Below are 22,129 nucleotides of genomic sequence, written 5' to 3'. Positions count from 1 at the left end.
CGTCCTGGCGAGGATGTAACCACGGTCACCTTCGGGGGTCGACCGTGACGGGGGTTTCTGCAGTCGTGTCGTGGGGGTTTCGTCAGCCCGGGCACACCCCGCGACCAGGACACCACGTCGTATGCAGTCCAACGGAGGTTGTCGATGTCCGGGATCACTCGCCGATCCTTCTTCGCCGCTGCCGCAGCGGCCACCGCCACCGCCGGTCTCGCCCTGGGCGCCGGACCGGCCCAGGCCACGACCGGGATCGGCGCCAAGGTCCGCCGGGTTCCGATCACCCACGAAGAGCACCGGGTCGTGATCGTCGGATCCGGCTTCGGCGGCGGCGTCGCGGCGCTGCGCCTGGCCGAGGCGGGCGTGCCGGTCCTCGTTCTCGAGCGTGGCAAGCGCTGGCCGACCGGACCCAACGCGAAGACCTTCGCGAACGTCCTCAATCCCGACAAGCGACTGCTCTGGCACAAGTCGGACCCGCAACTGTTCGGCCGGCCCGCAGTCTTCGACCCCTACGTCGGCCTGGTCGAGGCGATCGGCGGGCAGAACATGACCGCGCTCTGCGCCTCGGGCGTCGGCGGCGGTTCACTCGTCTACCAGGGCATGTCGCTCCAGCCCGCCGAGGCGGTGTTCAACGCGTACTTTCCGAACGAGCTCGACTGGGGCCTGATGGACCGCGTCCACTACCCCCGGGTCGCGAAGATGCTGAAGCTCGCGACGGCACCCGACGAACTGATCGAGAGCGCCCCGTACAAGGCGCCGCGGGTGTTCGCCCAGCGGGCCAGGGAAGCCGGACTTCCCGTGTCCAAGATCCCGATGCCGATCGACTGGAACTTCGCCCTGGCGGAGTTGCGCGGCGAGATGGCGCCCGCGTACACGGACGGCTCTGGTGCGATGGGCGTGAACAACGGCGGCAAGCACTCCGTCGACGTCACCTACATCGCCGCGGCGGAGGCGACGGGGCTGGCGACGGTCGAGACGATGCACGAGGTGACCGACGTGGAGCGGGCGCCCGACGGCCGGTGGATCGTCCGAGTCGACCGCACCGACGAGAACGGGACGGTCCTCGAGAACAAGGTGCTGACCACCAAGGCGTTGATCATGGCCGCAGGCAGCATGAACACCACGAAGCTCCTGGTGCGCGCAGACGCCCACGGCACGATCCCCGACCTGCCCGACGGACTGGGCGGCGGCTGGGGAACCAACGCCGACCGGATCTACATCTGGTCCGATCCCGCCAACGAGTTCGGACCGTCGCAGGGCGGTCCCGTCGTCTACGGCAGCCTCAACTGGGACGACCCGCGCACGGCGCACACCCTCATCCAGGCGTCGATCCCCGGCCTCGCGATGGATCTGCGCAGCACCATGATGGTCGGCTACGGCGTCAGCCGGGACCGTGGACACTTCGCGTGGGACTCCGCCGCGGACAAGGCCCAGCTGTTCTGGCCGGCGACCGGCGACGCGGAGATCCAGAACTCTGCGATCGGCCCGACGGCCCGAAAGATCGCCGGGCCCACCGGAATCCTCACCGACACCAACCTCGTGCTGAACTCCACCTGGCACGGCCTGGGCGGAGCCTGCATGGGCACCGTCTGCGACCTCGACGGCCGCGTCCAGGGTCAGCCCGGCCTGTACGTCCTCGACGGCGCCCTGATCCCCGGCACCACCGCCGCCTGCAACCCGTCCATGACGATCGCCGCCGTCGCGGAACGCGCCATGGACAACATCGTCGCGGAGGACGTCGGAACCCTCGTCTGACGCACGGCCCCGCGAACGCCTCGGCCCCGGTGACCATCAGGTCGCCGGGGCCGAGTCGTGAGGGGGAATCGTTGTGGTGCAGGTCCTACTTTGTGATGTTGACCATCTCGTGGTCCGCGACGACACCGGCGAGCACGCGGAGGTGCTCGTCGGCGCCACCGAGCGTGTGGCCGATCGCCGTCAGACGCGAGACGTAGTGTCCGACAGGGTACTCCGCGGTCATGCCGATGCCACCGTGCATCTGAATGGCCTCGAGTCCGATGTGCCGGGCGGCCTTGCTGATCTGCAGCTTGGCCCGCGACGCGACGATCGGGTCGACGATGCCGTCGGCCAGGTTCATCGTCGCGTACAGGCTCATGCTGCGGGCCAGCTCGAGCTCGACGTACATGTCGGCCGCGCGGTGGGTCAGCGTCTGGAACTTGGACAGCGGAACCCCGAACTGCTTGCGCTGCTTGAGGTACTCGGTGGTCAGACGCAGCGCCTCCTCCATCGCGCCGACCGCCTCGGCGCACAGCGCCGCCTGGGTGCGGACCTGGGACGCGACGATCGCAGCGGAGGCGTCGCCGCCGTCACCGAGCTGCTCGGCGACGGCACCGTCGAACTCGATCTGCGCGGCGCGCAGCTCGTCGTGCGTCGCGTACGCCTTGCGAGTGACGCCCGCGGCGTCCGCGGCGACCAGGAACAGGCCGAGTCCGCCGTCGGGGAGCACCGCGGAGACGACGAGGGTCTCGGCGCAGTCACCGTGGAACACGGGGTTCTTGGTACCGGTGAGGGTCCAGCCGTCACCGGAGGCGGTCGCGGTAGTCTCGACGACCTCGTTCGGCCAGCGGGTGCCGGGCTCGGCGTGCGCGAAGGCGAGGAGGGTGGAGCCCTCCGCGAGCGCGGGCAGGATCTTCGCGCGCTGGTCGGCGGAGCCGAGCTCGGCGACGAGTCCGCCGGGGGTGAGAACGCCGTCGAGGTACGGTTCCGGCGCCAGCGCCCGGCCGATCTCGGTCATCACGGCCATCGTCTCGACCGGTCCGGCGCCCATGCCGCCGTCTTCCTCGGCGAACGGCAGGCCCAGCAGGCCGATCTCGGCGAGCTTGCCCCAGACGTCGTCGCTCCAGCCCTTGCCCTGGGCGGTGACGGCGTTGCGCTTCTCGGCGTCGTAGCTGCGGCTCAGCAGCCCGCGGGTGGTGTCCCGCAACATGACCTGTTCGTCATTGAGTTCGAAATCCATGGCTGCTGCTCACAATCCGAGAATCGAGGAGGAGATGATGGTGCGCTGAACCTCGCTCGATCCGCTGTAGATGGAGACCTTGCGGTAGTTCAGGAAGAGCGGGGCGCTGTGCTGTGCCCACGCAGGCGAGGCGATGTCCTCGGCCTCGAACGGCAGCGAGTCGGGACCGGCGACGTCCATCAGGATCTCGGTCGCGGCCTGCTGCAGCTCGGATCCGCGCAGCTTCAGCAGCGAGGACGCCGGGTTCGGCTTGCCGTCAGACGAGCTGGCGACGACCCGCAACTGGGTGAGTTCCAGTGCGACGAGCTGGTTCTCGAGCTCGGCGAACCGGGCCGCGAACAGGGGCTCGTCGAGGAGGCTGCCGTCGCCGACCTTGGTCTGCGCGGCGTACTCCTTGGCGCGGGCCAGGCGAGCCTTGCTGGCACCGGTGCGGGTGACGCCGGTGCGCTCGTTGCCGAGCAGGAACTTGGCGTAGGACCAGCCTGCGTTCTCCTCGCCGACCAGGTTCTCGGCGGGGACGCGCACGTCCTCGAACCAGACCTCGTTGACCTCGTAGCCGCCGTCGATCAGCTTGATCGGGCGGACGGTGATGCCCGGGGTCTTCATGTCGATGAGCAGGAAGGAGATGCCGGCCTGCTTCTTTGCGTCGGGATCGGTGCGCACGAGGCAGAAGATCCAGTCGGCGTGCTGACCGAGCGTGGTCCACGTCTTCTGGCCGTTGACGATGTAGCTGTCACCGTCGCGGACGGCGCGCGTCTTCAGCGACGCGAGGTCGGAGCCGGACTCCGGCTCCGAGAAGCCCTGGCACCACCAGATGTCGAGGTTCGCGGTCGCGGGAAGGAACTTCTCCTTCTGCTCCTGCGAACCGAAGGCCGCGATGACCGGGCCGACCATGTCGGCGTTGAAGGCGAGCGGATCGGGCACCGACGCGAGCTGCAGCTCGTCGAGGTAGATGTGCCGCTGCACCGGGGTCCAGCCCCGGCCACCCCACTCGGCCGGCCAGTGCGGAACCGCGAGGCCGTTCGCGTTGAGGATCTTCTGGGTGGTGACGAAATCGTCCTTGGTGACCTCGCCCTCGGCAGCGCGCTGCCGGATCTCGGCGGGGATCTGGGTGGTGAAGAACGTCCGGAGCTCGTCGCGGAACGCGAGTTCCTCGTCGGTGAGTGTCAGGTTCATCGCGTGCTTTCTGTGTCAGATCGAGTGGGGTCCGATCCAGGCGAGCGCCAGAACTAAGCGCTCGCTCATAATCTAAGCGCATGCTTATACTCACCGGGTCCGTGAATGTTGTCAAGGCGACCCAGGGAGGGTGGACGTGACAGAGCAGTCGACCGACACCCCCGTGGTGAGTTCGTCGAAGGCCGCGGCCCGCATCCGCGAGGCTGCCATCGAGGCGTTCGCCGAGAACGGCTACGGCGGCACGACCACCCGCGACATCGCGGCGCGCCTCGGCCTGTCCCCCGCGGCGATGTACCCGCACTACCGGTCGAAGGAGGATCTCCTCTTCGCGATCAGCTACGACGGTCACGTCAGATGCGTCGAACTCCTCCGGGACGCGGACCCGACCGACGCCACACCCGCCGTACGTCTCCACGCGGTCGTGCACGCCTTCACTGCGTGGCACGCCACCCACCACGCCAGGGGCCGGGTCGTGCAGTACGAACTGACCGCCCTCTCCCCCGAGCACTACGGCACGATCGTCGAGCTCCGACGGGACATCAGCCGGATCGTCAAGCGCATCATCCGTTCGGGTGTGACCGACGGATCGTTCGTCGTCCCCGATGTCGAGGGTGTCAACCTCGCCATCAATTCGCTCTGCGTCGACGTCTGCCGCTGGTTCCCCGGGGGCGGCTTCACCGATCCCGACGCAGTCGCCGACCTCTACGCAGAACTCGCACTGCGGATGGTCGGCGGCCCGGTCGGGCGCTAGCGCTCAGCGCAGTCGCGACTGCAACGCCAGGATGTCGCCGTGCATGAGGGCCTGGTAGCCCAGCATCAGCTCGTCGACACTCCCCATCTGGTCCCCGACGTTGTGGGTGTTCGCGGTGGACAGTTCGCGGTTGCCTGCGCGGGCGACGAGGTCGTCGATCCGCGAATCCAGGCTCATGGTCCGCTGCACCGCGGCGATCGACTGCAACTGCCGCTCGGCCTCGCCGAGGAGATCACCGATCCGGGCGAGGGCCGCCACCCGCTCCACCAGCTGACCCCACACCGGCGCGAGCGCCCGCCGCCGGGCCAGGATCTGATCGCGCGACGAGTCGTCGTGGGCGGACCGCATCGCCGCCGCGAGCTCCCCCTCGAGCCCCCGCAACGCGATCGTGTCCACCGCGATCTGCATCAACTCGTCCGCGAGGTCGAGTTGCATCCGCTGGACCGCGAAGTGATCCGACCGCCAGGCCGCCGAGCCGTCGATCCGGTCGTACAGCCGTCCGGCGAGGTAGAGCAGCGCGTCGAAGCGATCGGCGAATCGGTCACCGGGCTCGGCCGTCGCCCCCGCCAGTGCGTCCGCGGCCTTCCGGGCCGTGGCGCCCCACGGCGTCCGCTGCGCCAGCCCGGCGAGCCGCTCCGCTGTCGCCGACAGCGCCGCGACGGTGGCCTGGTCCGTGGGGCCGCGACGATCGGACACCGGACCGGGGGTCCGCGTCAACGCGTCGAACAGCACCTCCCGCTGCATCGGTTCGAGATGCACGCCGTCCCGCCGGTCCCGGCGGATCGCGCGGACCCCGTTCGCGTAGTGCGACGGCGAGTGCACGAAATGCGCTCGGGCGGTGAGCAACCGACGTTCCACCTCACCCGCTCGATAGGACGCGAGCACCTGCATCGCACCGGGACGCATCTGCCGCGCCTTGACGTCTGCCCGCGAGAACTCGTCGGCCAAGCGGCGCAGCTGCCCGTAGCCACCGGCGTCGGGCAGTCGTCGACCCAGCCGGCGACGGTTCGTCAGCACCTGCCGGGTCTCGAGGTCCAGGTGCCCGGCGGCGATCAGCACCGCGGCGTCCTGCGACAGTTCCGCCGCCGGACCGGCGAGCGGACCGTCGACGACATGCGCCGACTCGCACCACGCGCGAACCTGCGCGGTGATCTCGGCGCGACGGGCCACCGGATCGTCCGGCCGCCCGTTGCGCCCGGCGGTTGACTCGGCCATCTGGGCCTCCCGGGTCGAAGCGTTGACCTCCACTGTCCCAGAAAATCCCCCCGCTCGGCATGTGAGATCGCACCACTCACGCTGCGAGAGCCACCACCGCCGTCACCGAGGTCGGGTACCTGTCACAACGGCTTCAGGAACTCGTAGAAGCCGGGGGTCCGGTCCTCCCGCAGCCTGGTCAGTTTCCGGTAGCCGATCAGCCACCGGTCACCCTGCTTCCGGTACTCCTCGTGGTAGTGCCCGTATCCGTGCAGGTGCTCCTCACGGTCACCGTTCGTCCACCACAGCTTGTCCTCCATCGCCCACACCCCACGTGCTGTCGTGTCCGAGGTCAGCTCGATCTCCGGGGTGTGACCGTGATGGACCGTGGTGACACGGGTCGTCCCGTCGAGCAGTCCGCTGATGGCCCGCGTCAGGGCCTCCGGACCGACGACGCGGTTCGCCGTTCCGGACGTCCGCGGCTGCTTGTCGTCCGGCAGGCCGCCCCACGTCTCGGACACCACGTCGTCGGTGTGGAGGGTGGGATAGACCTCCCAACGCTTCTCGTCCATGCAGCGCAGTCGGGCGGCGAACAGTCGCTTGATCTCCTCGATCGCCAGGAGTTGTTCGGCCGGACTCAACGTGATCTGCGCAGTCATGCCCGTCAGCATCACGGATGCGGTATCCGCCGCGCGACGGCCTTCCCTCCCACCGGGACATCACGCGATTCGTGGTTCCGACACGAACCACCAGACCACGAACCTATGATTGATGCGACGCGAATCACCGAACGATCGGGTGCTCCGATGCGAGATGTGAAGGCGCACATACGTACCACCGTTGCCGGTGTCGGCGCGGTCGGGTTGCTGTTCCTCGCCGGCTGTTCGAACAGCGAGGATCCGGGTCCGCCGTCGAACGAGGACGTTGCCGGCCTGCTCGCCGAGTGGAACGACGCCCTGGCGACCGGTGACCCCGAGACCGTCGCGGCGCTCTACGCCCCTGACGCGGTGCTGATACCCACCGTCTCGAACGAGATCCGCACCGGCCACGACGCGATCGTCGCCTACTTCACCGACTTCCTGCCCCGGCGGCCGAGCGCCGTCGTCGAGCAGTCCGTGATCACCGCCCTCGACACGGACCACGTGATCGACTCCGGCGTGTACCGCTTCACGCTCCACGACGGCAACGAGGTCTCGACCGTCGACGCGCGCTACTCATTCGTCTACGAGAAGCAGGGCGACGACTGGCTGATCGTCAACCACCACTCGTCGGCGATGCCTGAGGACTGATTCCGGCTTCATGGCAACGTGACCCGCCGGGCGACCTGGCATTCAGTCGTCGGGCACCGTCGGGTCGGGCATGTTGCGGCCCGCACGCGCCGCGAGCACCATGTCGCACCCCAGCACGTCCGCGACGGCGGCGAGCACGTCCAATTGCACTGTCGCGCGGCCCGACTCGATGGCCTGCACGCTCGACCTGGACACGCCTGCCCGTGCCGCGAGCCGGGCCTGCGTGAGCCCGAGTTGCAGTCGGCGGGCCGCGAACCCGTCGGCGAGGCGACCGGCGGACGGGCGGGTGCTGCGCCGCGGACGCGAGCGGGCGTCGATCGTCGGTGGTCCGGCGTCGGTCACCGCGCACCATCTCCTCGCGTCAGATGTGTGCAGTCTGCGCCGACCACCGAACCCTGTCCAGGTGCTAACCTGCGGCGACCATGACTTTTCTGGCGCTGGTCCGGCACGGCGAGACCGAGTGGAACGCGGAACGACGACTGCAGGGCTCGTCCGACATTCCGCTCAACGACACCGGCCGCGTCCAGGCCGCACGCGCTGCCGAACTCCTCACCGGCAGCACCTGGGACCTGTTGGTCAGCTCGCCGCTGTCACGCGCTGCGGAGACCGCGGACATCATCGGCGCACGCATCGGTCTGACCCGGTCCGCGACGTATCCGGGGCTGGTCGAACGGCACTTCGGGGAGGCCGAGGGCGCGACCGACGAGGATCTCTGGGACCGCTGGCCGGACGGCCGCTACCCGGGGATGGAATCACGGACCTCGATGACCCGCCGTGGGCTCGGCGTCCTCGACGACCTCGCCTCCCGTCACCCTGGGGCTTCGGTCGTCGCGGTCAGCCACGGCGGACTGATCCGCTCGGTGATCGGTGCCGTCAGCGGCCTGTGGGCACCGCGGATCCCGAACGCGGGGATCACCACGTTCCGTCACGACGGCACCCAGTGGAACCTCCACACCGTCAACGGCTACGGCGTCGTGGAGCGGGCACCGGTCGAACCGTGAACGCGGGCCGCGTCGCGGCGGGTCGCGCGGGTGCCCGGACGACGCCTCGGGCCATACTGTGGGGGTGCGCCGATCACACCTGGCCGCGGCGGCCGTACTCCTGACAGCGTTGTCGCTCCCCCAGCCCGCGACGGCCGTCGCATCGTCGGCCCCGGCCGGGTGCGTTCCGTTCGGGACCGCGCAACTGCCTCCCGGCGTCCCGTCCGGCGGCGGACGACTGGGTCTGACGAACCTCCCGGAACACCTCGGTTCCTCCGCTCCGGGCAGTGTCGAACTCCGCACGGAGACAACGCAGTTCAACAGGTTCTGGGACTTCGCACTGGTTGACCGCGCCCTGCTGACCAGGCCGCGCGGGTCCGCCGAGCCGTGGCGGTACGCTCCGATGCCGGAGTGCCTGCGTGGCCACCTGGTCGGCATCTCACTGGACGACGACGAACTGATCGCGGTGGACGAGTCCGGGTGGATCTACACGATGGACAATGCGTCGCAGGATCCGATCTGGTGGAACTGGACCTCGGCGTGGGGTGCACCGCTGTGGTTCGACTCCGGACGGCAACTGCCCGACGCCCGGACCGGCGGGTGGGCACTGAGCGTGTCCTCGCCGTGGGACAACCAGACGTACACAGACATCGCCGGCCGCATCCACTACATCGGGTTCGGCAAGATGACGATGCTGCCCGCGCTCACCGGCGACGGCAGCCGCATCACCTACGCCGATCCGTGGCTGCCCAACGACGACAGCTACGAGATCGGCGGTCCGCTCGGCGGCCGGTTCCGCGCCACCGCACTGTCCGCGTCCGGCTCGACCACCTTCGTGACGAACGAGTTCGGCGACATGTACACGCGCACATTCGACTTCGACTCCTCCGGCTCGGATTCGATCTTCTTCCGCTACAGCTGGGACGACCAGTCCGGCAAGCCGACAGCACCGAACCTGGTGGTCGAGACTCTCGACAAGAACACCGCCGCGATCCAGCTCCCGGCGCCGGACTGGGTGCATCAGCCGAAGATCCCCGGAGAGATCACCTCCGCGATCAGCGTGCACTCCACCGGCCCCGGTCCGGGACGACGCGAACTGCGGGTCGAGGGCAGCCGCGGCGGCGAGGACGGCTTCTGGCACAAGGACCTGAGCGCGCCGTCCTGGGACTTCACCGCGACAGGCGCGCACCCACTCGGCAGGCCGCTGCAGAACTCACCGCAGGACCGCTCGGCGGACACGCTGGCGCCACCCGCACCGTGGAACCTGTCCGCCTCGCTACCCGCACGGGACGGTGCGCTCGACGCCCAGGTGCTGATCGACATCGGATTCCCGTACTCGGTGGTCGATCCGCGTCTGCTCGACGCCGTCGGCAGTCACGCCACCCCGTCCGGGTACCGGCTGGAGGTGACGGCGTTCGATCCCGCGTCCACGACGCGCCCGGCGACCGTCGTCGCGCCGGACGGGTCCCGGATACCGGTGCTGCTGCACACCGCCGACGGGCTGCGGATGACGCCGCGCGGACCTGGTCTCGACGACAACCCCCGGCATCTGGTCGGCGCGATCGAGACGACCGACGACGGGCCCGGCCCCGCGCGGGACGCCTTCGCCCGCGACTGGATGCGCGGCAAGACCGTCGCCCCCGTCACCCTCAGCGCGACCGAGTCGGACCTGGTCGTGCGGTGACGGTTCCGGGACCGGGCCGCGAACCGACAGTGGTGTCCTGACGCCGTACGGCATACCCTGGAACAATGAGCGGGCGGAATCTCCGTCTGTGGACGGCGATCACTGCGGCGACCCTCCTGGTTCCCATCGGGTGCGGCTTCGACGCCGACGGCGCCGTCGCCCGGAGCGCCACCGAATCCGACACCGGCGACCCGACCACCGACGATCCGGCGCCCAGCACCCCGAGCACCACGCGGGATGCGCCGACGCCGCCTCCGACCACGAGCCGGGAGGCCCCGACCACCCGGTCGCGGACCACGACCAGGAATCCGGCCACCTTCGAACTTCCCGTTCTCCCGACCGGACTCCCCGTGGTCGCGAACGGAGTGGCGCCGCCGACCGAGGGTGCCGCGCTGGCGGTGACGGACGTGCTGGTGGAGTCACGCGCCGGCGTCGTCCGCGTCACCTACGTGTTCACCGGGAACGGCATGCCCGGCTGGAACGTCCGGTACGTCGACAGCGCGGTCCTGGACGGCAGCGGCGACACCCTGGACGTCCCCGGTGAATCGGTGCTCGAGGTGTCGCTCAGCGGTGTCGGGTACCCGTTCGACACCGGGATCGCGCCCTACGGGGGCCCGAACCCGCGCCCGGGCACCGGGTTCGTGACGGAGGTCCACCTCATGCCGGCGTTCGAGGGTCGCACCCAGTCGGTCGTCGGACTGGCGAACGAACCCCGCCCGGCCGCGGTGACGACGGCGGTCGACCCGGTGCGGGTCGTCGTCGAGATCCAGCCCTGACCGCCGGCGGGTGTCCGGCCCGTCGATACAGTCGTGACCGTGAACGAGATCGCAGACCTGGATCGCTTTGAGCCCGTGGTGGATCCGCGCCCGGTGGACACCCCGTGGCCGGAACTCCAGTGGCCGATCGCCGACGGCGTGGAACTGGTCGGCGACGTCGTGCGCCTGACGACCGCCGATCCGGATGCGGACGCGGTGGAACTGTTCGCCGCGATCGACCACGATGCCGTCTGGTCCCACATTCCCCTGCGGCCCTCGGGACCGGACGAGCTCGCAGAGCTGCTCCGGAAGTGGGCGGCGTCGCCGGACTGGCATGCCTGGACGGTCCGGCTGCGGCGTGAGGTCGGCGGCCTACCGGCCGGGTCGGTCGTCGGGATGACGTGTTTCCTGGGCGTGAGCGTCCACGACGCGAGCCTCGAGATCGGAGCCACCACCTTCGATCCGCGTGTGTGGGCGAGCGCGGTGAATCCGGAGTCCAAGCTCCTGCTGCTCACCCATGCTTTCGAGACATTGCACGCCGGGCGGGTCCAGCTCAAGACCGACACCCGCAATCACCGCTCGCAGCAGGCCATCGCGCGGCTGGGTGCGCGGTACGAGGGGACGCTGCGGCGACACTTCCGCCGCGCGGACGGCAGCGTCCGCGACACGGTCATGTTCTCGATCGTCGCGGAGGACTGGCCGGGGGTGAACGAGCGTCTCGCCGCGCGACTGCGGCGGTAGCCGACGCTACGACGAGGGGCCGGCGGACGAATCGTCCACCGGCCCCTCGTCGTGTCACTCCTAAACGCCCGCGATCGCCTCCAGCGGCTTGGTGCGCGCCGCGCGGACGGCCGGCCACATCGCCGCGAGAACACCCACGAAGGCAGACCCGAGGAGCATCCCGACGACCTGGCCCCACGGCACCGCGAGGGTGCCGAGGCCCTCGTCGGCCAGGGTCCGGACGAAGCCCCACCCGAACGCGAGTCCGAGGATCACGCCGACGGCGGCACCGAACACCGCGATCAGCACCGACTCAAGGTAGATGATGCGACGCACCTGGGGGCGCTGCATGCCGACCGCCCGCAGCATGCCGATCTCCCGGCGGCGTTCGACCACCGACAGCGCGAGGGTGTTGACGATGCCGAGGATGGCGATCACCACCGCGAGCGCCAGCAGTCCGTAGAGGACGGCCAGCAGGGTGTTGATCTGCTGCGCCTGCTCACCCTTGAACTCGTCCTTGTCCTTGACCTGGACGACGAGGAACGGGTCGCTCGCCTGCTCCAGTTGTCCTCGGAGGCCGGCGATGTCGGTGCCCGGGGCAGCCTTCACGAGGACCGCCAGGTCAGCGCGCATCACGGCGGGCACCAGCTGCTGGTACACCGACTCGGACGTGAACCAGTCACCCAGGAGCTGGTTGTCGACCAGGATGCCGGTGACGGGTGCGGTCACCACGACGCCGTCCTTGTTCGTCATCGTCACCGGTGAACCGAGAGTCAGCCCCTTCTCGGCGGCGAACGACTCGGAGACGACGATCACGGTGCCGTCGAGCGCCGCGCTGCCCTCTCTCAGTTCATAGTCGATGACGCCGTCGAGCTGTCCGCCGATGCCGGTGCCGAACGAGTCCTCGTCGTCGATGGTCACGGGCAGCGGATGCAGTGCCACCGCCTCGTGGACCCCCGGGACCTGCGCGGCGGCGTCGGCGACGCCGACGGGAACGCCGATCTGCGGCGGTCCGGTGAGGATGTAGTCGGCGGACACCCCGCTGTCGACGAGCTCGTCGATGCTCGCCTTGGCGGAGGATCCGAACACGCCGATGACGGTGACCAGCATCAGCCCGAGGGTAAGCGCGAACGCCGTCGCGGCGGTACGCCGCGGATTGCGGACGGCGTTGGTGCGGGCGAGTCGGCCGACGGCACCGAACGGGCGGGTGAACACCGCTCCGAGGCCGCCGACCACGGGACGCGACAGCGCGGGCGAACCGAGCAGGACAGCGAGGATCAGCGTCGCGGCGCCGGCGCCGACGGTCGCCGCGGCACTGCCTCCCGTGCCCTGCGACCCGATCACCAGCAGCGCGAGACCGAGCACGCCGAACACCGCACCGACGAGCGTGCGCACCCGGAGCGAGTCTCCCGTGGAGGACGACTCCTCCCGCATCGCGGCGACGGGCGGAACCTTCGCGGCCCGCTGGGCAGGCGCGTACGCGCTGACGACGGTGACCAGCACACCGATGAGCACCGCGACGATCACCGTGCGCGGCTCGAGCTGCAGCGGCCCGGACGGCAGCCCGACGTCGGCGGCGTTGAGCACGGCCCGCAGACCGTACGCCAACCCGACGCCGGCGGCGATGCCGATCACGCTGCCGATGACGCCGACGATCAGCGCCTCGGTGACCACCGAGCGACCCACCTGCCCGCGGCTGGCGCCGACCGCGCGGAGCAGGGCGAGCTCCTTGAGCCGCTGCGCGACGATCATCGAGAAGGTGTTGTAGATGATGAACGTCCCGACCAGCAGCGCGATCGCACCGAACGCGAGCAGGAAGTAGTTCATGAACTTGAGCGCGGAGGTGACCTCCGCCTTCACGTCCTCGCGGACCTCGTCGCCGGTCTGCACCTTCAGGTCGGGCAGCGCGGTGGCGACCTCGTCGCGCAACTGCTCCGGGGTACGGCTGCCGTCGCCTGCCACGTCGACGTAGTTCACGTGCTCGCCGTCGGTGAAGAGTTCCGTGGCCTGCTCGGCCGGGAACAGCGCGCCGACGTATCCGCCGGTGTCCGTGGGCACGGAGTAGATGCCCGTGACGGTGACGGTGAGGACGCCGTGTGCCGGGACCAGTACCTGGGTGGTGTCGCCGACCGACAGTCCGGCGCGCTCGGCGCCGCCCTCGTTCAGCGCGATCTGGCCGGGACCGGACGGCGGCGCTCCCGCCACGAAGGTCTCCGGCTCACCGAGCGCCTGGTCCGGCGGGATGTACGTCGAGCCCATGCTGGGCGCGCCGCCGGTCTGCACCGGTGTCTTGTCCGCGCCGAGCAGGACGAGCTGCCCCTCGACGGACGGCACCACCGAACGCACGCCGGGAAGCTCGCCGACCGTCGCGGCGTCCGCGAGCGGGACACCGCTCGATCCCTGTTCCTGGGCGGACACCCGGACGTCCACGCCCTTCGCCGCGTCCTCGAACAGCCCGTCGAAGGTGCGCTGCAGGGTGTCGGTGAAGACGAACGACCCGGTGACGAAGGCGGTGCCGAGCACCACCGAGAGCACCGTCAGGGCGAGCCGCACCTTGTGTGCGGCGAGGTTGCGCAGTGAGACCTTGCGCATCGGGTTCTTGACCACTGTCGCCACGGTCAGCCCCGAACCTGAACGCGGGAGTCGAGACCCTTCATCCGGTCGAGGACGGTGTCGGCGGTCGGCTCGCGCAGTTCGTCGACGATCTGCCCGTCGGCGAGGAACACGACCCGGTCGGCGTAGCTCGCGGCGCGCGGGTCGTGGGTGACGATGACGACGGTCTGGCGGAACTCGTCGACCGCCGCGCGCAGGATGGACAGCACCTCACCCGACGAGTGCGAGTCGAGGTTGCCGGTCGGCTCGTCGCCGAAGATGATCTCCGGCTGCCCGGCCAGTGCACGCGCACACGCGACACGCTGCTGCTGGCCGCCGGACAGTTCGCTCGGCCGGTGCGTGAGCCGGTCCGTCAGCCCGAGGCGGGTGAGCACGGAGTCGAGCCACTCCTGGTCGACCTTGCGGCCGGCGATGTCGAGCGGGAGTGTGATGTTCTCCAGGGCCGTCAGCGTCGGGACGAGGTTGAACGCCTGGAAGACGAAACCGATACGGTCGCGGCGCAGCGCCGTCATCTGCTTGTCCGACAGTTCGGTCAGGTCGGTGTCGCCGATCAGCACGGAACCCGACGTCGCCGCGTCCAGGCCGGCGAGGCAGTGCATGAGTGTGCTCTTGCCGGAACCGGACGGCCCCATGATTGCGGTGAACTCTCCGCGGGCGAAGTCCGCGGTGACACCGCCCAGCGCGGTCACGGTCGTCTCTCCCGAGCCGTACGTCTTGGTCAGGTTCACCGCTCGCGCGGCGACCTCCGCGGATGTCGGGTCGGGTGCGGCGTGCGCGCTCATGGGCGGCCTTCCTGAGGTTCAGGGGTCGCCGGACCGGTCGATCCGACGCGTCCATACTTACCGTCGGCGCCGACAGCCGCCATCAGGGACCACCCTGATCTTCGATTCGGGGTGGTCCCAGACGGGGCCGACCGGGCTCAGGACCGGGGCCGCAGGGTCGCGAACGCGACTGCCGCCGCGACGACCATGAGCACCGCACCGATACCCGAAGTCACGACCACACCGGCATCGAACGCGGCGTGGGCCGAGTCGAGCAGTGCGGAACCCTCCGCGGCGGGGAGGTCCGCCGCGACGTGGTGTGCGCCGCCGAGGGTCTCGCCCGCCTGGGCCGCAGCCCCGGCGTCGACGCCCGCGGGCACCGTAAGGTGCGCCCGGTACGACGCCATCAGGATCGACCCCAGCACGGCGGTGCCGAGCACGGCGCCGAGTTCGTAGGCGGTCTCGGAGACTGCCGAGGCGGCACCCGCCTTCTCGGGTGCGACACCCGACACGATGAGGTCGTTCGAGATCGTCTCGGCAGCGCCGATACCCGCACCGAGCAGGGCGAAGGCGGCGATGACGGGGGCGATCGCGGTCGGCGAGGCGAACGCGAGCACGGTCAGGTATCCGAGCGACGACACCAGCAGGGCGACCACGACCACGGTCCTCGGCTGCACGCGGCGGACCAGCGGGACCACGGCGAGACCCGAGACGACCATGACGGCCAGGCCCGGAAGCAGCGAGATTCCCGCCTGCATGGGGCTCTGCCCGACCACCAACTGCAGGTGCTGCGAGACGAAGAACAGGAAGCCGACGAGGGAGAACACGCTGAGCAGGTTCACCGCGACGGCACCCGAGAATGTCGGCACCCGGAACAGGCGCACGTCGAGCATCGGAGTCCTGCGCGTCAGCTGACGACGGACGAACAGGATCGACGCGGTGACGCCGACGACCGCGGGAATGACGGTCTGCCCGATCGGTCCACCGTGCGCGAGGTTCTTGACCGCGTACACGATCGGGGCGAGCGCGATCAGCGACAGCAGGATGCTCGTCGGATCCACCGGTCCCGGATTGGGGTCCTTCGACTCGGGCACGAAGATCGGGGCGAGGACCAGGAGCGGAATCAGGACGACCGGGGCGAGCAGGAACACCGAACCCCACCAGAAGTGCTCCAACAGGAATCCGCCGACGATCGGTCCGAGCGCACCGCCTGCCGCGAAGCAGGCCGCCCAGATCGCGATGGCGAGCCTGCGCTGGTTCGGGTTCAGGAAGATGTTGCGGATCAGCGACAGCGTCGACGGCATGAGCATGGCGCCGAAGAAGCCGAGCAACGCACGTGCTGCGATGAGTGCTTCCGGCGTCGGCGCGTACGCAGCGAGCACGGAGACCACGCCGAATCCGGTCGCGCCGATCAGTAGCAGGCGGCGACGGCCGAGTCGGTCGCCCATGCTGCCCATCGAGACCAGCAGGCCCGCGAGGACGAGCGGGTAGATGTCGATGATCCACAGCTGCTGGGCTCCGGTCGGACCCATCGAGGACGAGATCGACGGCAGCGCGAAGGAGAGAACGGTGTTGTCGACCGACACGAGCAGCACCGGCAGCATGAGCACTGCCAGTGCGATCCAGCCACGCGCGCCCACCGAGGGGGCGTACGTCGGCTGTGCGCGATGGCTGAGGGTGGTCGACATGACTGTTCGGCTTTCTGCTCTCGTGATGGTGCCCGAGGGGACGGATGAACATCGTTACTGTACCAGCTGGACGGTACAGTAACCCGGGTTCGGGGGGTGGATGTGGGTAGCATCTCCATTCGTGCCCCGCCCACCCGCCGCCCGCGCCAAGCTCCTCGACGCGTTCGTCACCATCCTCATCGACCAGGGTGAGCGCGCCACGACTCTCGAAGCCGTCGCCACCGCCGCCGGGGTCTCCAAAGGCGGCCTGCTGTACCACTTCGGATCCAAGGACGCCCTCGTCGACGGCCTGCTCGCACACCTGGTCGAACTCGCGGACGACGACGTGCGGATCATGCGGGAGGCACCCGAGGGCGCGGCGGCCTACTACGTGCGGAGTTCGAACTTCGAGAACTCGGCGCTCGATCGGGCCATCGTCGCGGCGACCCGGCTGAGCCAGGGCGAGAACGCCGCCGCCCAGCAGACCCTGCAGCGCATCCAGCAGGGCTGGATGGACGCGCTCACCGACCAGGTCCGCGATCCCGCGGTCGCGCGGGCGATAGTCCTGCTCGGCGACGGGCTCTACTACCGCGCCGCTTTCGCAGGCAAGGCGCTCACCGCGACGGACCAGGAAATGGACGAACTCCTCCAGATCGTCGGGCGGATCGTGGGCGGCGACGCCTAGGCTGGACTCCATGCGCATCGGAGCTCATGTACGCCAGGACGACGACCCGATCGGAGCAGGTGAGGCGCTCGGCGCCGAGATCGTGCAGCTGTTCCTGACCGACCCACAGAAATGGAACAAGCTGACTCCGCACCCGAAGACGGAGCAGATCCTGGCCAGCCCGATCGACGTGGTGGTGCACTCGTCGTACGTCATCAACGTGGCCTCACTGAACAACCGGATCCGGATCCCGTCCCGCAAGTCCGTCACCGAACAGGCGAAGGCGGCCGCCGACATCGGCGCCATCGGGCTGGTCGTGCACGGCGGCCATGTGCGGGACGGCGAGGACCCCGCCGAGGGGTTCGCAAACTGGCGCAAGCTGTTCGAGCGCGAGGCCGACAAGGGCGGCTTCGCGGTGCCGATCCTGATCGAGAACACCGCCGGCGGCGACGCGGCGATGGCCCGTCGCTTCGACGACATCGCCCGGCTGTGGGACGAGGTCGGCGAGTTCGGCGCCGGCTTCTGCCTCGACACCTGCCACGCCTGGGCGGGCGGCGAGGACCTCGTCGGGGTCGTCGAGCGGGTCAAGGCGATCACCGGCCGCATCGACCTGGTGCACCTGAACAACTCCCGCGACGAGTTCGACTCCGCGCGGGACCGCCACGCGAACCTCGCCGACGGCACCATCGACGCGGCGGTGCTCGCCGAGATCGTCCGCACGGCAGATGCACCGGTCATCCTCGAAACCCCCGCCGACGGCATCGCGGACGACCTCGCCTACCTGCGCGAACAGCTCTAGACCTGTGCGCACTTCTGGTAGTTGGGGCTACCGGAAGTGCGCACAGGGCGCGTAGCGCCTACAACTGTTCGGCGATCTCCTTGATGCGCGCCAGGCGACGATCCCACTGCGCGCCGATCGTTTCGAGCCGGCGGCCGACCGCGCTGAGCGCGGATCCGAGGGCGCGGTAGCGCACCTCCCGACCGACCGGCACCCTCTCGACGAGGCCGGCGGCCTCCAGTGCGGTGAGGTGTTTCGCGACGGCCTGCCTGCTGACCGGAAGTCGTTCGGCCAACGCCGACGCCGAGAGGTCCTCCGCGCCGAGCAGCGTGAGGATCTCCCAGCGGGTGTCGTCCGCGAGCGCCGCGAACACCAGAGTCGGGGCGGCCTCCGGGTCCCGGACCGTCATGCCGCGACTCCCTCCAGGTAGGCGACGAGCTCGTCGAGTTCGGAGTTCCAGCCCTGCCGGTTGCTCTCCAGCCCACCGAGGCGGGTCTCCTCGTCGTCGCCGATCCTGTCGAAGCCGGTCTCGACCACGGTCAGCACGGTCGACTCCCCTTCCGCGACGAGCGTGAACCGTACCTCGGTGGCGCGGTCGAACTCGAGGTCGCCCGGCCGGTTCTGCCAGCGGTACGCGAACGTCGTCGGCTCGTCGACCTCGGTGACCTCCAGCGGGAACTCACCGTGGCCGTCCCAGCCGAAGCTGCCGCGCGCACCCACTTCCAGACTGTCGATGCGGGCTGTCTGCCCGAACCAGCGGGCGATGTGCGCGGGGTCGGTGAGCGCCTGCCAGACCTTCTCGCCGGGGGCGTTCACCACCACGGTGCGGCTGACGGTGTACCGATCGGCGTCGATGACGGCCGCATGTGTGTTCGTCATGTCGTGCTCCTGTTCGCCCGAGTCGATCACTGTGCAACCCAATGGTTGCATAAATGCCAGCCGAGTGCAACCTTTCAGTTGCACTCTTTCTCGTGAACATGTCGGTGCCCGGCAGTCTCCCGGCCGATTGTTAAATTCGGCGGGTGGATTCCCTTCTCGACACCCTGTCCTCCCCGTCCGCTCCGTGGTGGGCGGTGCCGGTGTCGATGATCGTCGGGGTGCTGCTCGGTGTGTTCGCGGTCCGGCGCGGTCGTCCCGCACCCGCCCCCGTCGCCGCGGCGCCCCTCGATCCGTCTGTGCGCGCACTCTACGTCCGATTCGTTTCCGCCACCGACATCGCACACAACGCTGCCGTATCGGTCGACCCGGACGTCCTCGCCGATGCCGACCTCGCCGAGGCACTCGACTCCGGCGACCCCGATCTCCGCGCCCTCGCGGGCTCCATCGTCGACCTGGACGTCATGGTCAACGAGTTGCGCCTTCTCGCACCGACTTCCGTCGTGAACGCCGCAACCGACTTCTTCCGCCTCGTCACCGAGGCCACCATGGACGGCATCCACGACTGCGACGACTTCCGCGTGCGGTACGACGCCCACAAGTCGGAGTTCGTCGACGCGGTGCGGGCCGCGGACGGCCGGGGCCGGCTCGGCACGAGCTGAGCCGGCCCCGCCAGTCACACCGCCTGCGAGTCCTTGCGGTCCGCAGCCGGACCGGAAATACCGACGGGCACAGTGTCGTCGGCGTGCATCTCACCGACCTCCGACTTGAGGATCCGCATCGACCGCCCGAGCCCCCGAGCCGCCTCGGGCAGCTTCTTGGATCCGAACAGCACCAGCAGCACGACCGCGACTATCGCCCAGTGCGCCGGGCTCAGCGCGCCCATCAGCCGGCCGCCGCGTCATCGGGGTACACCGCGTCCACTTCGACCTCCACGAGCCAGCCGTTCACCGGGAGGCTGCCGACCTCGAGTGCAAATCGGGTGGGCCGGGAGTCGTTGCGTTCCAGTGGCGCCGCGGGTTCGGCGGTGCCGAGCGGAACGAGTTCCGTGTCGCCGCTGTCGAGGTTGGTGTTGGCGAAGAACTGCCGGTAGGCACGGTTCCAGCCGGCGTAGTCGGCGCGGTCGGTGCCGGGCGCGTTGTCGAGGAACACGCGCATCGTGGTGACGTCGGCGAGGGTCAGTCCCTGCGCCTCGAGGTTGGTCCGGATGTTCTTGAGCACGTTGATGCCCTGTGCCTCGGTGACGGTGACACCGGCGGGAAGGACGCCGCCGGTGAACATCGAGTCGATGTACGACTCCGGACTTCCCTGTGGCGCGGCCTTGTTCGACGCAGACGGGCCGAGACCGCTCGACTTGTAGACGGTGGCGCCGGACCGGATGGTGACGCCCTGCGCGATCATCGGGTTCGCCTGGCCCGGCTCCAGGACCGGGGCGGCGACGGGCGTGGACTCGGTCGGCGCCGGCTCGGTCGCGTCGTCGGACGACGAGCAGGCGGTGAGCACCACCGCGGCGGCCGCGAGGCCTGCGGCGAACGTGCTGGTGCGAGTGCTGAGCTTCATGGGATCTCCTGAGATGTGGGGGTGTGTCAGGCGGCGGTGGCGACGCGCTCGTGCAGCTTGGTGACGGTGTCGCGGCCCGAGGTGAGGGCGCCGTGGATCCACGCGATGGCGTTGGACAGGTGGTCACCCGCGAAGTAGATGCGGTCGACGGGTTCGAGCAGCTTCTCGTACTCGGGGGTGGCGACGCCGCCGTGCGAGTCGCCCGCACCCTTCCAGCTCATCCAGGCGCCCTCGGAGTACTTGATCCGCCGCCAGCTGCCCGAGAACGACGACGCGACGTCCCGGTTGTACCGCTCGCCGTGGATGAGCGATCCCTCCGCGAGCGCCTTCGCCAGCCGCTGCCGGTGCGTCAGCGACTCGAACGCCTGCTGTCGACGCCCGGTGTTGTAGTACGCCACCACGACACCGCGATCCGAGTGGAAGTGGTCGTACGGGAACATGATCTGCGCGATGTCCATGTCGGTGTTCGAGGCGCCGCCGTAGATGCGGTCCTCGGTCTCCCACCAGCGCCGCGAGTACTCGATGCCGAGCTTGCCCGCGGACGCGGGCACCGCGCCCTGCAGCGCGAGCAGCACATCGGACGGCAGGTTGTTGTCGAGGCGGCCGACCAGGTTCGGCGGGACGGTGCAGATGCAGTAGTCGGCGGTGATCGTGTGCCGGGTGCCGTTCTGCTTGTACTCGACGGTGACGCCGTCGGGGACGTTCTTCATCGACGTGACCTCGGCGCCGAACTTGATCTTGTCGCCGAGCTTGTCCCGGAAGGCGTACATGATGCGGTCCATGCCGCCGACCGGCGTCATCATCTGCATGGCCTGGTCGAAGCCGAACTCGAAGGAGAACGCGCGGCCGATGCCGCCCTGGATCACGTCGGACATTCCGAACGGCTTCGTCTCGGTGCCGAAGTTCAGACCCGCGCCGGGACCGGCGGCCGGGCCGCCCTCGTACCCGCGGCGGGACGAGCCGAGGTAGCGGCCGTCGCTGGACAGGTCGCCGAAGTCACGCAGGAAGCTGGACAGCTTCTCCTTGTCCTCCGGCGTCAGCTCGGTGTCGAGGGCCCCCATCGACGTCGCCTTGTGCAGCAGTTCGGAGACGTAGCCGTAGGTGTCGGCCTTGGCGGCGCGGTACTGGATCGACTGGTTCGAGGTCGCCGTGTTGCCGGTGTAGTGGACGACGGTGTTCGAGTTCTGGTTTCCGAAGGGCTGCACCTCGACGCCGAGTTCACGGCAGTAGTCGAGGGTGATGTGGCTCTGCGGGATGCGGGTGGCGCCCAGGTTGTAGAAGTGCCCCTCGGAGAAGGTGCAGGTCTGCGTCTCGCCACCGATCTCGGTCTCGGTGGTGCCTGCGCGCACCGAGTACACACGACCGCCGGGCCGGGTGCGCGCCTCGAGCAGGGTGACGTCGTAGCCGGCCTTGGCGAGTTCGTACGCCGACACCAGCCCGGAGGGGCCGCCGCCGAGAACCACGACCGAGGTGGAGCCGGGCGCCTTCCCGATCAGGTCACCCGCGGCGGGTGCCTGGAACCGGACGGGGACACCGGCCGTCGCAGGGGCAAGCCCGAGGGTCGCCATCGCGCCGTAGGCGAGTCCCGCTCCGCCGGTCATGCCCAGGCCCCGCACGAAAGATCTTCTGGTGACGTTCACTTCTCGACTCCCATCGCACTCACGCCGATCGCTCGGCCGAGGGGTAAGGCACC

The 22,129-nt window shown here is 69.5% G+C and carries 23 protein-coding genes; 10 read left to right on the top strand and 13 right to left on the bottom strand.

What is annotated here, in order from left to right; translation table 11 throughout:
- Nucleotides 1–144 precede the first annotated feature (144 nt).
- Nucleotides 145–1,749 (top strand): GMC oxidoreductase, encoded by a 1,605-nt coding sequence (locus ACFSJG_RS05620; RefSeq protein WP_378484214.1) that lies wholly within the window; start codon nt 145–147, stop codon nt 1,747–1,749.
- Between the two features lie 85 nt (nt 1,750–1,834).
- Here ACFSJG_RS05620 and ACFSJG_RS05615 read toward each other — a convergent pair whose 3' ends face one another.
- A complete protein-coding gene (locus tag ACFSJG_RS05615; protein WP_378484213.1) occupies nt 1,835–2,968 on the bottom strand; it encodes an acyl-CoA dehydrogenase family protein in 1,134 nt (377 codons plus the stop codon).
- A 9-nt stretch (nt 2,969–2,977) separates the two neighbouring features.
- Nucleotides 2,978–4,144 carry an acyl-CoA dehydrogenase family protein gene (locus ACFSJG_RS05610; protein ID WP_378484212.1) on the bottom strand — a complete coding sequence of 389 codons (1,167 nt, stop codon included), beginning with the start codon at nt 4,142–4,144 and terminating at the stop codon, nt 2,978–2,980.
- Nucleotides 4,145–4,280: 136 nt separating this feature from the next.
- Between ACFSJG_RS05610 and ACFSJG_RS05605 the strand changes: the two genes are divergently transcribed.
- Complete coding sequence (locus ACFSJG_RS05605; RefSeq protein ID WP_378484211.1) at nt 4,281–4,895, top strand: TetR/AcrR family transcriptional regulator; 615 nt, start codon at nt 4,281–4,283, stop codon at nt 4,893–4,895.
- Between the two features lie 3 nt (nt 4,896–4,898).
- Here the strand turns inward: ACFSJG_RS05605 and ACFSJG_RS05600 are convergent, their stop codons facing one another.
- The gene (locus ACFSJG_RS05600; RefSeq protein ID WP_378484210.1) at nt 4,899–6,110 is read right to left on the bottom strand and encodes a hypothetical protein; all 1,212 of its coding nucleotides are present in this window, start codon (nt 6,108–6,110) and stop codon (nt 4,899–4,901) included.
- Nucleotides 6,111–6,232: 122 nt separating this feature from the next.
- Entirely contained in the window at nt 6,233–6,748 is a 516-nt protein-coding gene (locus ACFSJG_RS05595) for a nuclear transport factor 2 family protein (RefSeq protein WP_378484209.1), read from the bottom strand.
- A gap of 147 nt (nt 6,749–6,895) precedes the next feature.
- On the opposite strand from ACFSJG_RS05595, the gene ACFSJG_RS05590 reads away from it, so the two are divergent.
- Entirely contained in the window at nt 6,896–7,378 is a 483-nt protein-coding gene (locus tag ACFSJG_RS05590; protein WP_378484208.1) for an SgcJ/EcaC family oxidoreductase, read from the top strand.
- Nucleotides 7,379–7,420: 42 nt separating this feature from the next.
- Here the strand turns inward: ACFSJG_RS05590 and ACFSJG_RS05585 are convergent, their stop codons facing one another.
- On the bottom strand, nt 7,421–7,720 hold the full coding sequence (locus ACFSJG_RS05585) for a helix-turn-helix domain-containing protein (RefSeq protein ID WP_378484207.1): 300 nt from the start codon (nt 7,718–7,720) through the stop codon (nt 7,421–7,423).
- Between the two features lie 80 nt (nt 7,721–7,800).
- Between ACFSJG_RS05585 and ACFSJG_RS05580 the strand changes: the two genes are divergently transcribed.
- The 4 genes from ACFSJG_RS05580 to ACFSJG_RS05565 all read left to right on the top strand — a co-directional run bounded on the left by ACFSJG_RS05580 (nt 7,801) and on the right by ACFSJG_RS05565 (nt 11,538).
- Nucleotides 7,801–8,379: a histidine phosphatase family protein gene (locus ACFSJG_RS05580; protein WP_378484206.1), complete on the top strand. Its 579-nt coding sequence runs from the start codon at nt 7,801–7,803 to the stop codon at nt 8,377–8,379.
- Nucleotides 8,380–8,437: 58 nt separating this feature from the next.
- On the top strand, nt 8,438–10,042 hold the full coding sequence (locus ACFSJG_RS05575; protein WP_378484205.1) for a hypothetical protein: 1,605 nt from the start codon (nt 8,438–8,440) through the stop codon (nt 10,040–10,042).
- A 65-nt stretch (nt 10,043–10,107) separates the two neighbouring features.
- Complete coding sequence (locus tag ACFSJG_RS05570) at nt 10,108–10,818, top strand: AMIN-like domain-containing (lipo)protein (RefSeq protein ID WP_378484204.1); 711 nt, start codon at nt 10,108–10,110, stop codon at nt 10,816–10,818.
- A 39-nt stretch (nt 10,819–10,857) separates the two neighbouring features.
- Entirely contained in the window at nt 10,858–11,538 is a 681-nt protein-coding gene (locus ACFSJG_RS05565; RefSeq protein WP_378484203.1) for a GNAT family N-acetyltransferase, read from the top strand.
- Between the two features lie 60 nt (nt 11,539–11,598).
- Here the strand turns inward: ACFSJG_RS05565 and ACFSJG_RS05560 are convergent, their stop codons facing one another.
- From ACFSJG_RS05560 to ACFSJG_RS05550, 3 genes are all read right to left on the bottom strand, one after another.
- Complete coding sequence (locus ACFSJG_RS05560) at nt 11,599–14,109, bottom strand: ABC transporter permease (protein ID WP_378484265.1); 2,511 nt, start codon at nt 14,107–14,109, stop codon at nt 11,599–11,601.
- A 26-nt stretch (nt 14,110–14,135) separates the two neighbouring features.
- Complete coding sequence (locus ACFSJG_RS05555) at nt 14,136–14,912, bottom strand: ABC transporter ATP-binding protein (protein WP_378484202.1); 777 nt, start codon at nt 14,910–14,912, stop codon at nt 14,136–14,138.
- Nucleotides 14,913–15,049: 137 nt separating this feature from the next.
- Nucleotides 15,050–16,579, bottom strand: a complete 1,530-nt coding sequence (locus ACFSJG_RS05550) for an MFS transporter (RefSeq protein WP_378484201.1) — start codon at nt 16,577–16,579, stop codon at nt 15,050–15,052.
- 121 nt (nt 16,580–16,700) lie between these two features.
- On the opposite strand from ACFSJG_RS05550, the gene ACFSJG_RS05545 reads away from it, so the two are divergent.
- Nucleotides 16,701–17,243, top strand: coding sequence for a TetR/AcrR family transcriptional regulator (locus ACFSJG_RS05545; RefSeq protein WP_378484200.1), 543 nt, complete (start codon nt 16,701–16,703; stop codon nt 17,241–17,243).
- Between the two features lie 10 nt (nt 17,244–17,253).
- Entirely contained in the window at nt 17,254–18,021 is a 768-nt protein-coding gene (locus tag ACFSJG_RS05540; protein ID WP_378484199.1) for a deoxyribonuclease IV, read from the top strand.
- Nucleotides 18,022–18,079: 58 nt separating this feature from the next.
- Here the strand turns inward: ACFSJG_RS05540 and ACFSJG_RS05535 are convergent, their stop codons facing one another.
- Both ACFSJG_RS05535 and ACFSJG_RS05530 read right to left on the bottom strand, forming a co-directional pair.
- Nucleotides 18,080–18,409, bottom strand: coding sequence for an ArsR/SmtB family transcription factor (locus ACFSJG_RS05535; protein WP_378484198.1), 330 nt, complete (start codon nt 18,407–18,409; stop codon nt 18,080–18,082).
- Nucleotides 18,406–18,879: an SRPBCC domain-containing protein gene (locus ACFSJG_RS05530; RefSeq protein WP_378484197.1), complete on the bottom strand. Its 474-nt coding sequence runs from the start codon at nt 18,877–18,879 to the stop codon at nt 18,406–18,408. Before ACFSJG_RS05530 ends, ACFSJG_RS05535 begins: the two co-directional genes overlap by 4 nt.
- A 143-nt stretch (nt 18,880–19,022) precedes the next feature.
- Between ACFSJG_RS05530 and ACFSJG_RS05525 the strand changes: the two genes are divergently transcribed.
- On the top strand, nt 19,023–19,538 hold the full coding sequence (locus tag ACFSJG_RS05525) for a hypothetical protein (protein ID WP_378484196.1): 516 nt from the start codon (nt 19,023–19,025) through the stop codon (nt 19,536–19,538).
- Nucleotides 19,539–19,552: 14 nt separating this feature from the next.
- On the opposite strand, the gene tatA is transcribed toward ACFSJG_RS05525, so the two are convergent.
- The 3 genes from tatA to ACFSJG_RS05510 are packed head-to-tail and all read right to left on the bottom strand — an operon-like array spanning nt 19,553 to nt 22,052.
- On the bottom strand, nt 19,553–19,762 hold the full coding sequence (gene tatA, locus ACFSJG_RS05520; protein WP_378484195.1) for a Sec-independent protein translocase subunit TatA: 210 nt from the start codon (nt 19,760–19,762) through the stop codon (nt 19,553–19,555).
- A complete protein-coding gene (locus ACFSJG_RS05515) occupies nt 19,762–20,436 on the bottom strand; it encodes a Rid family hydrolase (protein WP_378484194.1) in 675 nt (224 codons plus the stop codon). The genes tatA and ACFSJG_RS05515 overlap by 1 nt, the downstream gene beginning before the upstream one ends.
- Nucleotides 20,437–20,462: 26 nt before the next feature.
- Complete coding sequence (locus ACFSJG_RS05510; protein WP_378484264.1) at nt 20,463–22,052, bottom strand: flavin monoamine oxidase family protein; 1,590 nt, start codon at nt 22,050–22,052, stop codon at nt 20,463–20,465.
- Nucleotides 22,053–22,129: the final 77 nt, after the last annotated feature.

This window comes from Rhodococcus gannanensis (assembly GCF_042681175.1).
Classification (GTDB): domain Bacteria; phylum Actinomycetota; class Actinomycetes; order Mycobacteriales; family Mycobacteriaceae; genus Rhodococcus_G; species Rhodococcus_G gannanensis.
Note: the sequence above shows the minus strand (reverse complement) of the source record. Positions and strands in the feature narration are given on the sequence as shown.

Excerpts from the sequence above, each read along its gene's own strand:
- ACFSJG_RS05535 (WP_378484198.1), bottom strand. The coding sequence starts at position 18,409 with ATGACGGTCCGGGACCCGGAGGCCGCCCCGACTCTGGTGTTCGCGGCG.
- ACFSJG_RS05610 (WP_378484212.1), bottom strand. The coding sequence starts at position 4,144 with ATGAACCTGACACTCACCGACGAGGAACTCGCGTTCCGCGACGAGCTC.
- ACFSJG_RS05595 (WP_378484209.1), bottom strand. The coding sequence starts at position 6,748 with ATGACTGCGCAGATCACGTTGAGTCCGGCCGAACAACTCCTGGCGATC.
- ACFSJG_RS05530 (WP_378484197.1), bottom strand. The coding sequence starts at position 18,879 with ATGACGAACACACATGCGGCCGTCATCGACGCCGATCGGTACACCGTC.
- ACFSJG_RS05550 (WP_378484201.1), bottom strand. The coding sequence starts at position 16,579 with ATGTCGACCACCCTCAGCCATCGCGCACAGCCGACGTACGCCCCCTCG.
- ACFSJG_RS05515 (WP_378484194.1), bottom strand. The coding sequence starts at position 20,436 with ATGAAGCTCAGCACTCGCACCAGCACGTTCGCCGCAGGCCTCGCGGCC.
- ACFSJG_RS05615 (WP_378484213.1), bottom strand. The coding sequence starts at position 2,968 with ATGGATTTCGAACTCAATGACGAACAGGTCATGTTGCGGGACACCACC.
- ACFSJG_RS05590 (WP_378484208.1), top strand. The coding sequence starts at position 6,896 with ATGCGAGATGTGAAGGCGCACATACGTACCACCGTTGCCGGTGTCGGC.
- ACFSJG_RS05555 (WP_378484202.1), bottom strand. The coding sequence starts at position 14,912 with ATGAGCGCGCACGCCGCACCCGACCCGACATCCGCGGAGGTCGCCGCG.
- ACFSJG_RS05580 (WP_378484206.1), top strand. The coding sequence starts at position 7,801 with ATGACTTTTCTGGCGCTGGTCCGGCACGGCGAGACCGAGTGGAACGCG.
- ACFSJG_RS05620 (WP_378484214.1), top strand. The coding sequence starts at position 145 with ATGTCCGGGATCACTCGCCGATCCTTCTTCGCCGCTGCCGCAGCGGCC.
- ACFSJG_RS05570 (WP_378484204.1), top strand. The coding sequence starts at position 10,108 with ATGAGCGGGCGGAATCTCCGTCTGTGGACGGCGATCACTGCGGCGACC.
- ACFSJG_RS05600 (WP_378484210.1), bottom strand. The coding sequence starts at position 6,110 with ATGGCCGAGTCAACCGCCGGGCGCAACGGGCGGCCGGACGATCCGGTG.
- tatA (WP_378484195.1), bottom strand. The coding sequence starts at position 19,762 with ATGGGCGCGCTGAGCCCGGCGCACTGGGCGATAGTCGCGGTCGTGCTG.
- ACFSJG_RS05540 (WP_378484199.1), top strand. The coding sequence starts at position 17,254 with ATGCGCATCGGAGCTCATGTACGCCAGGACGACGACCCGATCGGAGCA.
- ACFSJG_RS05560 (WP_378484265.1), bottom strand. The coding sequence starts at position 14,109 with ATGCGCAAGGTCTCACTGCGCAACCTCGCCGCACACAAGGTGCGGCTC.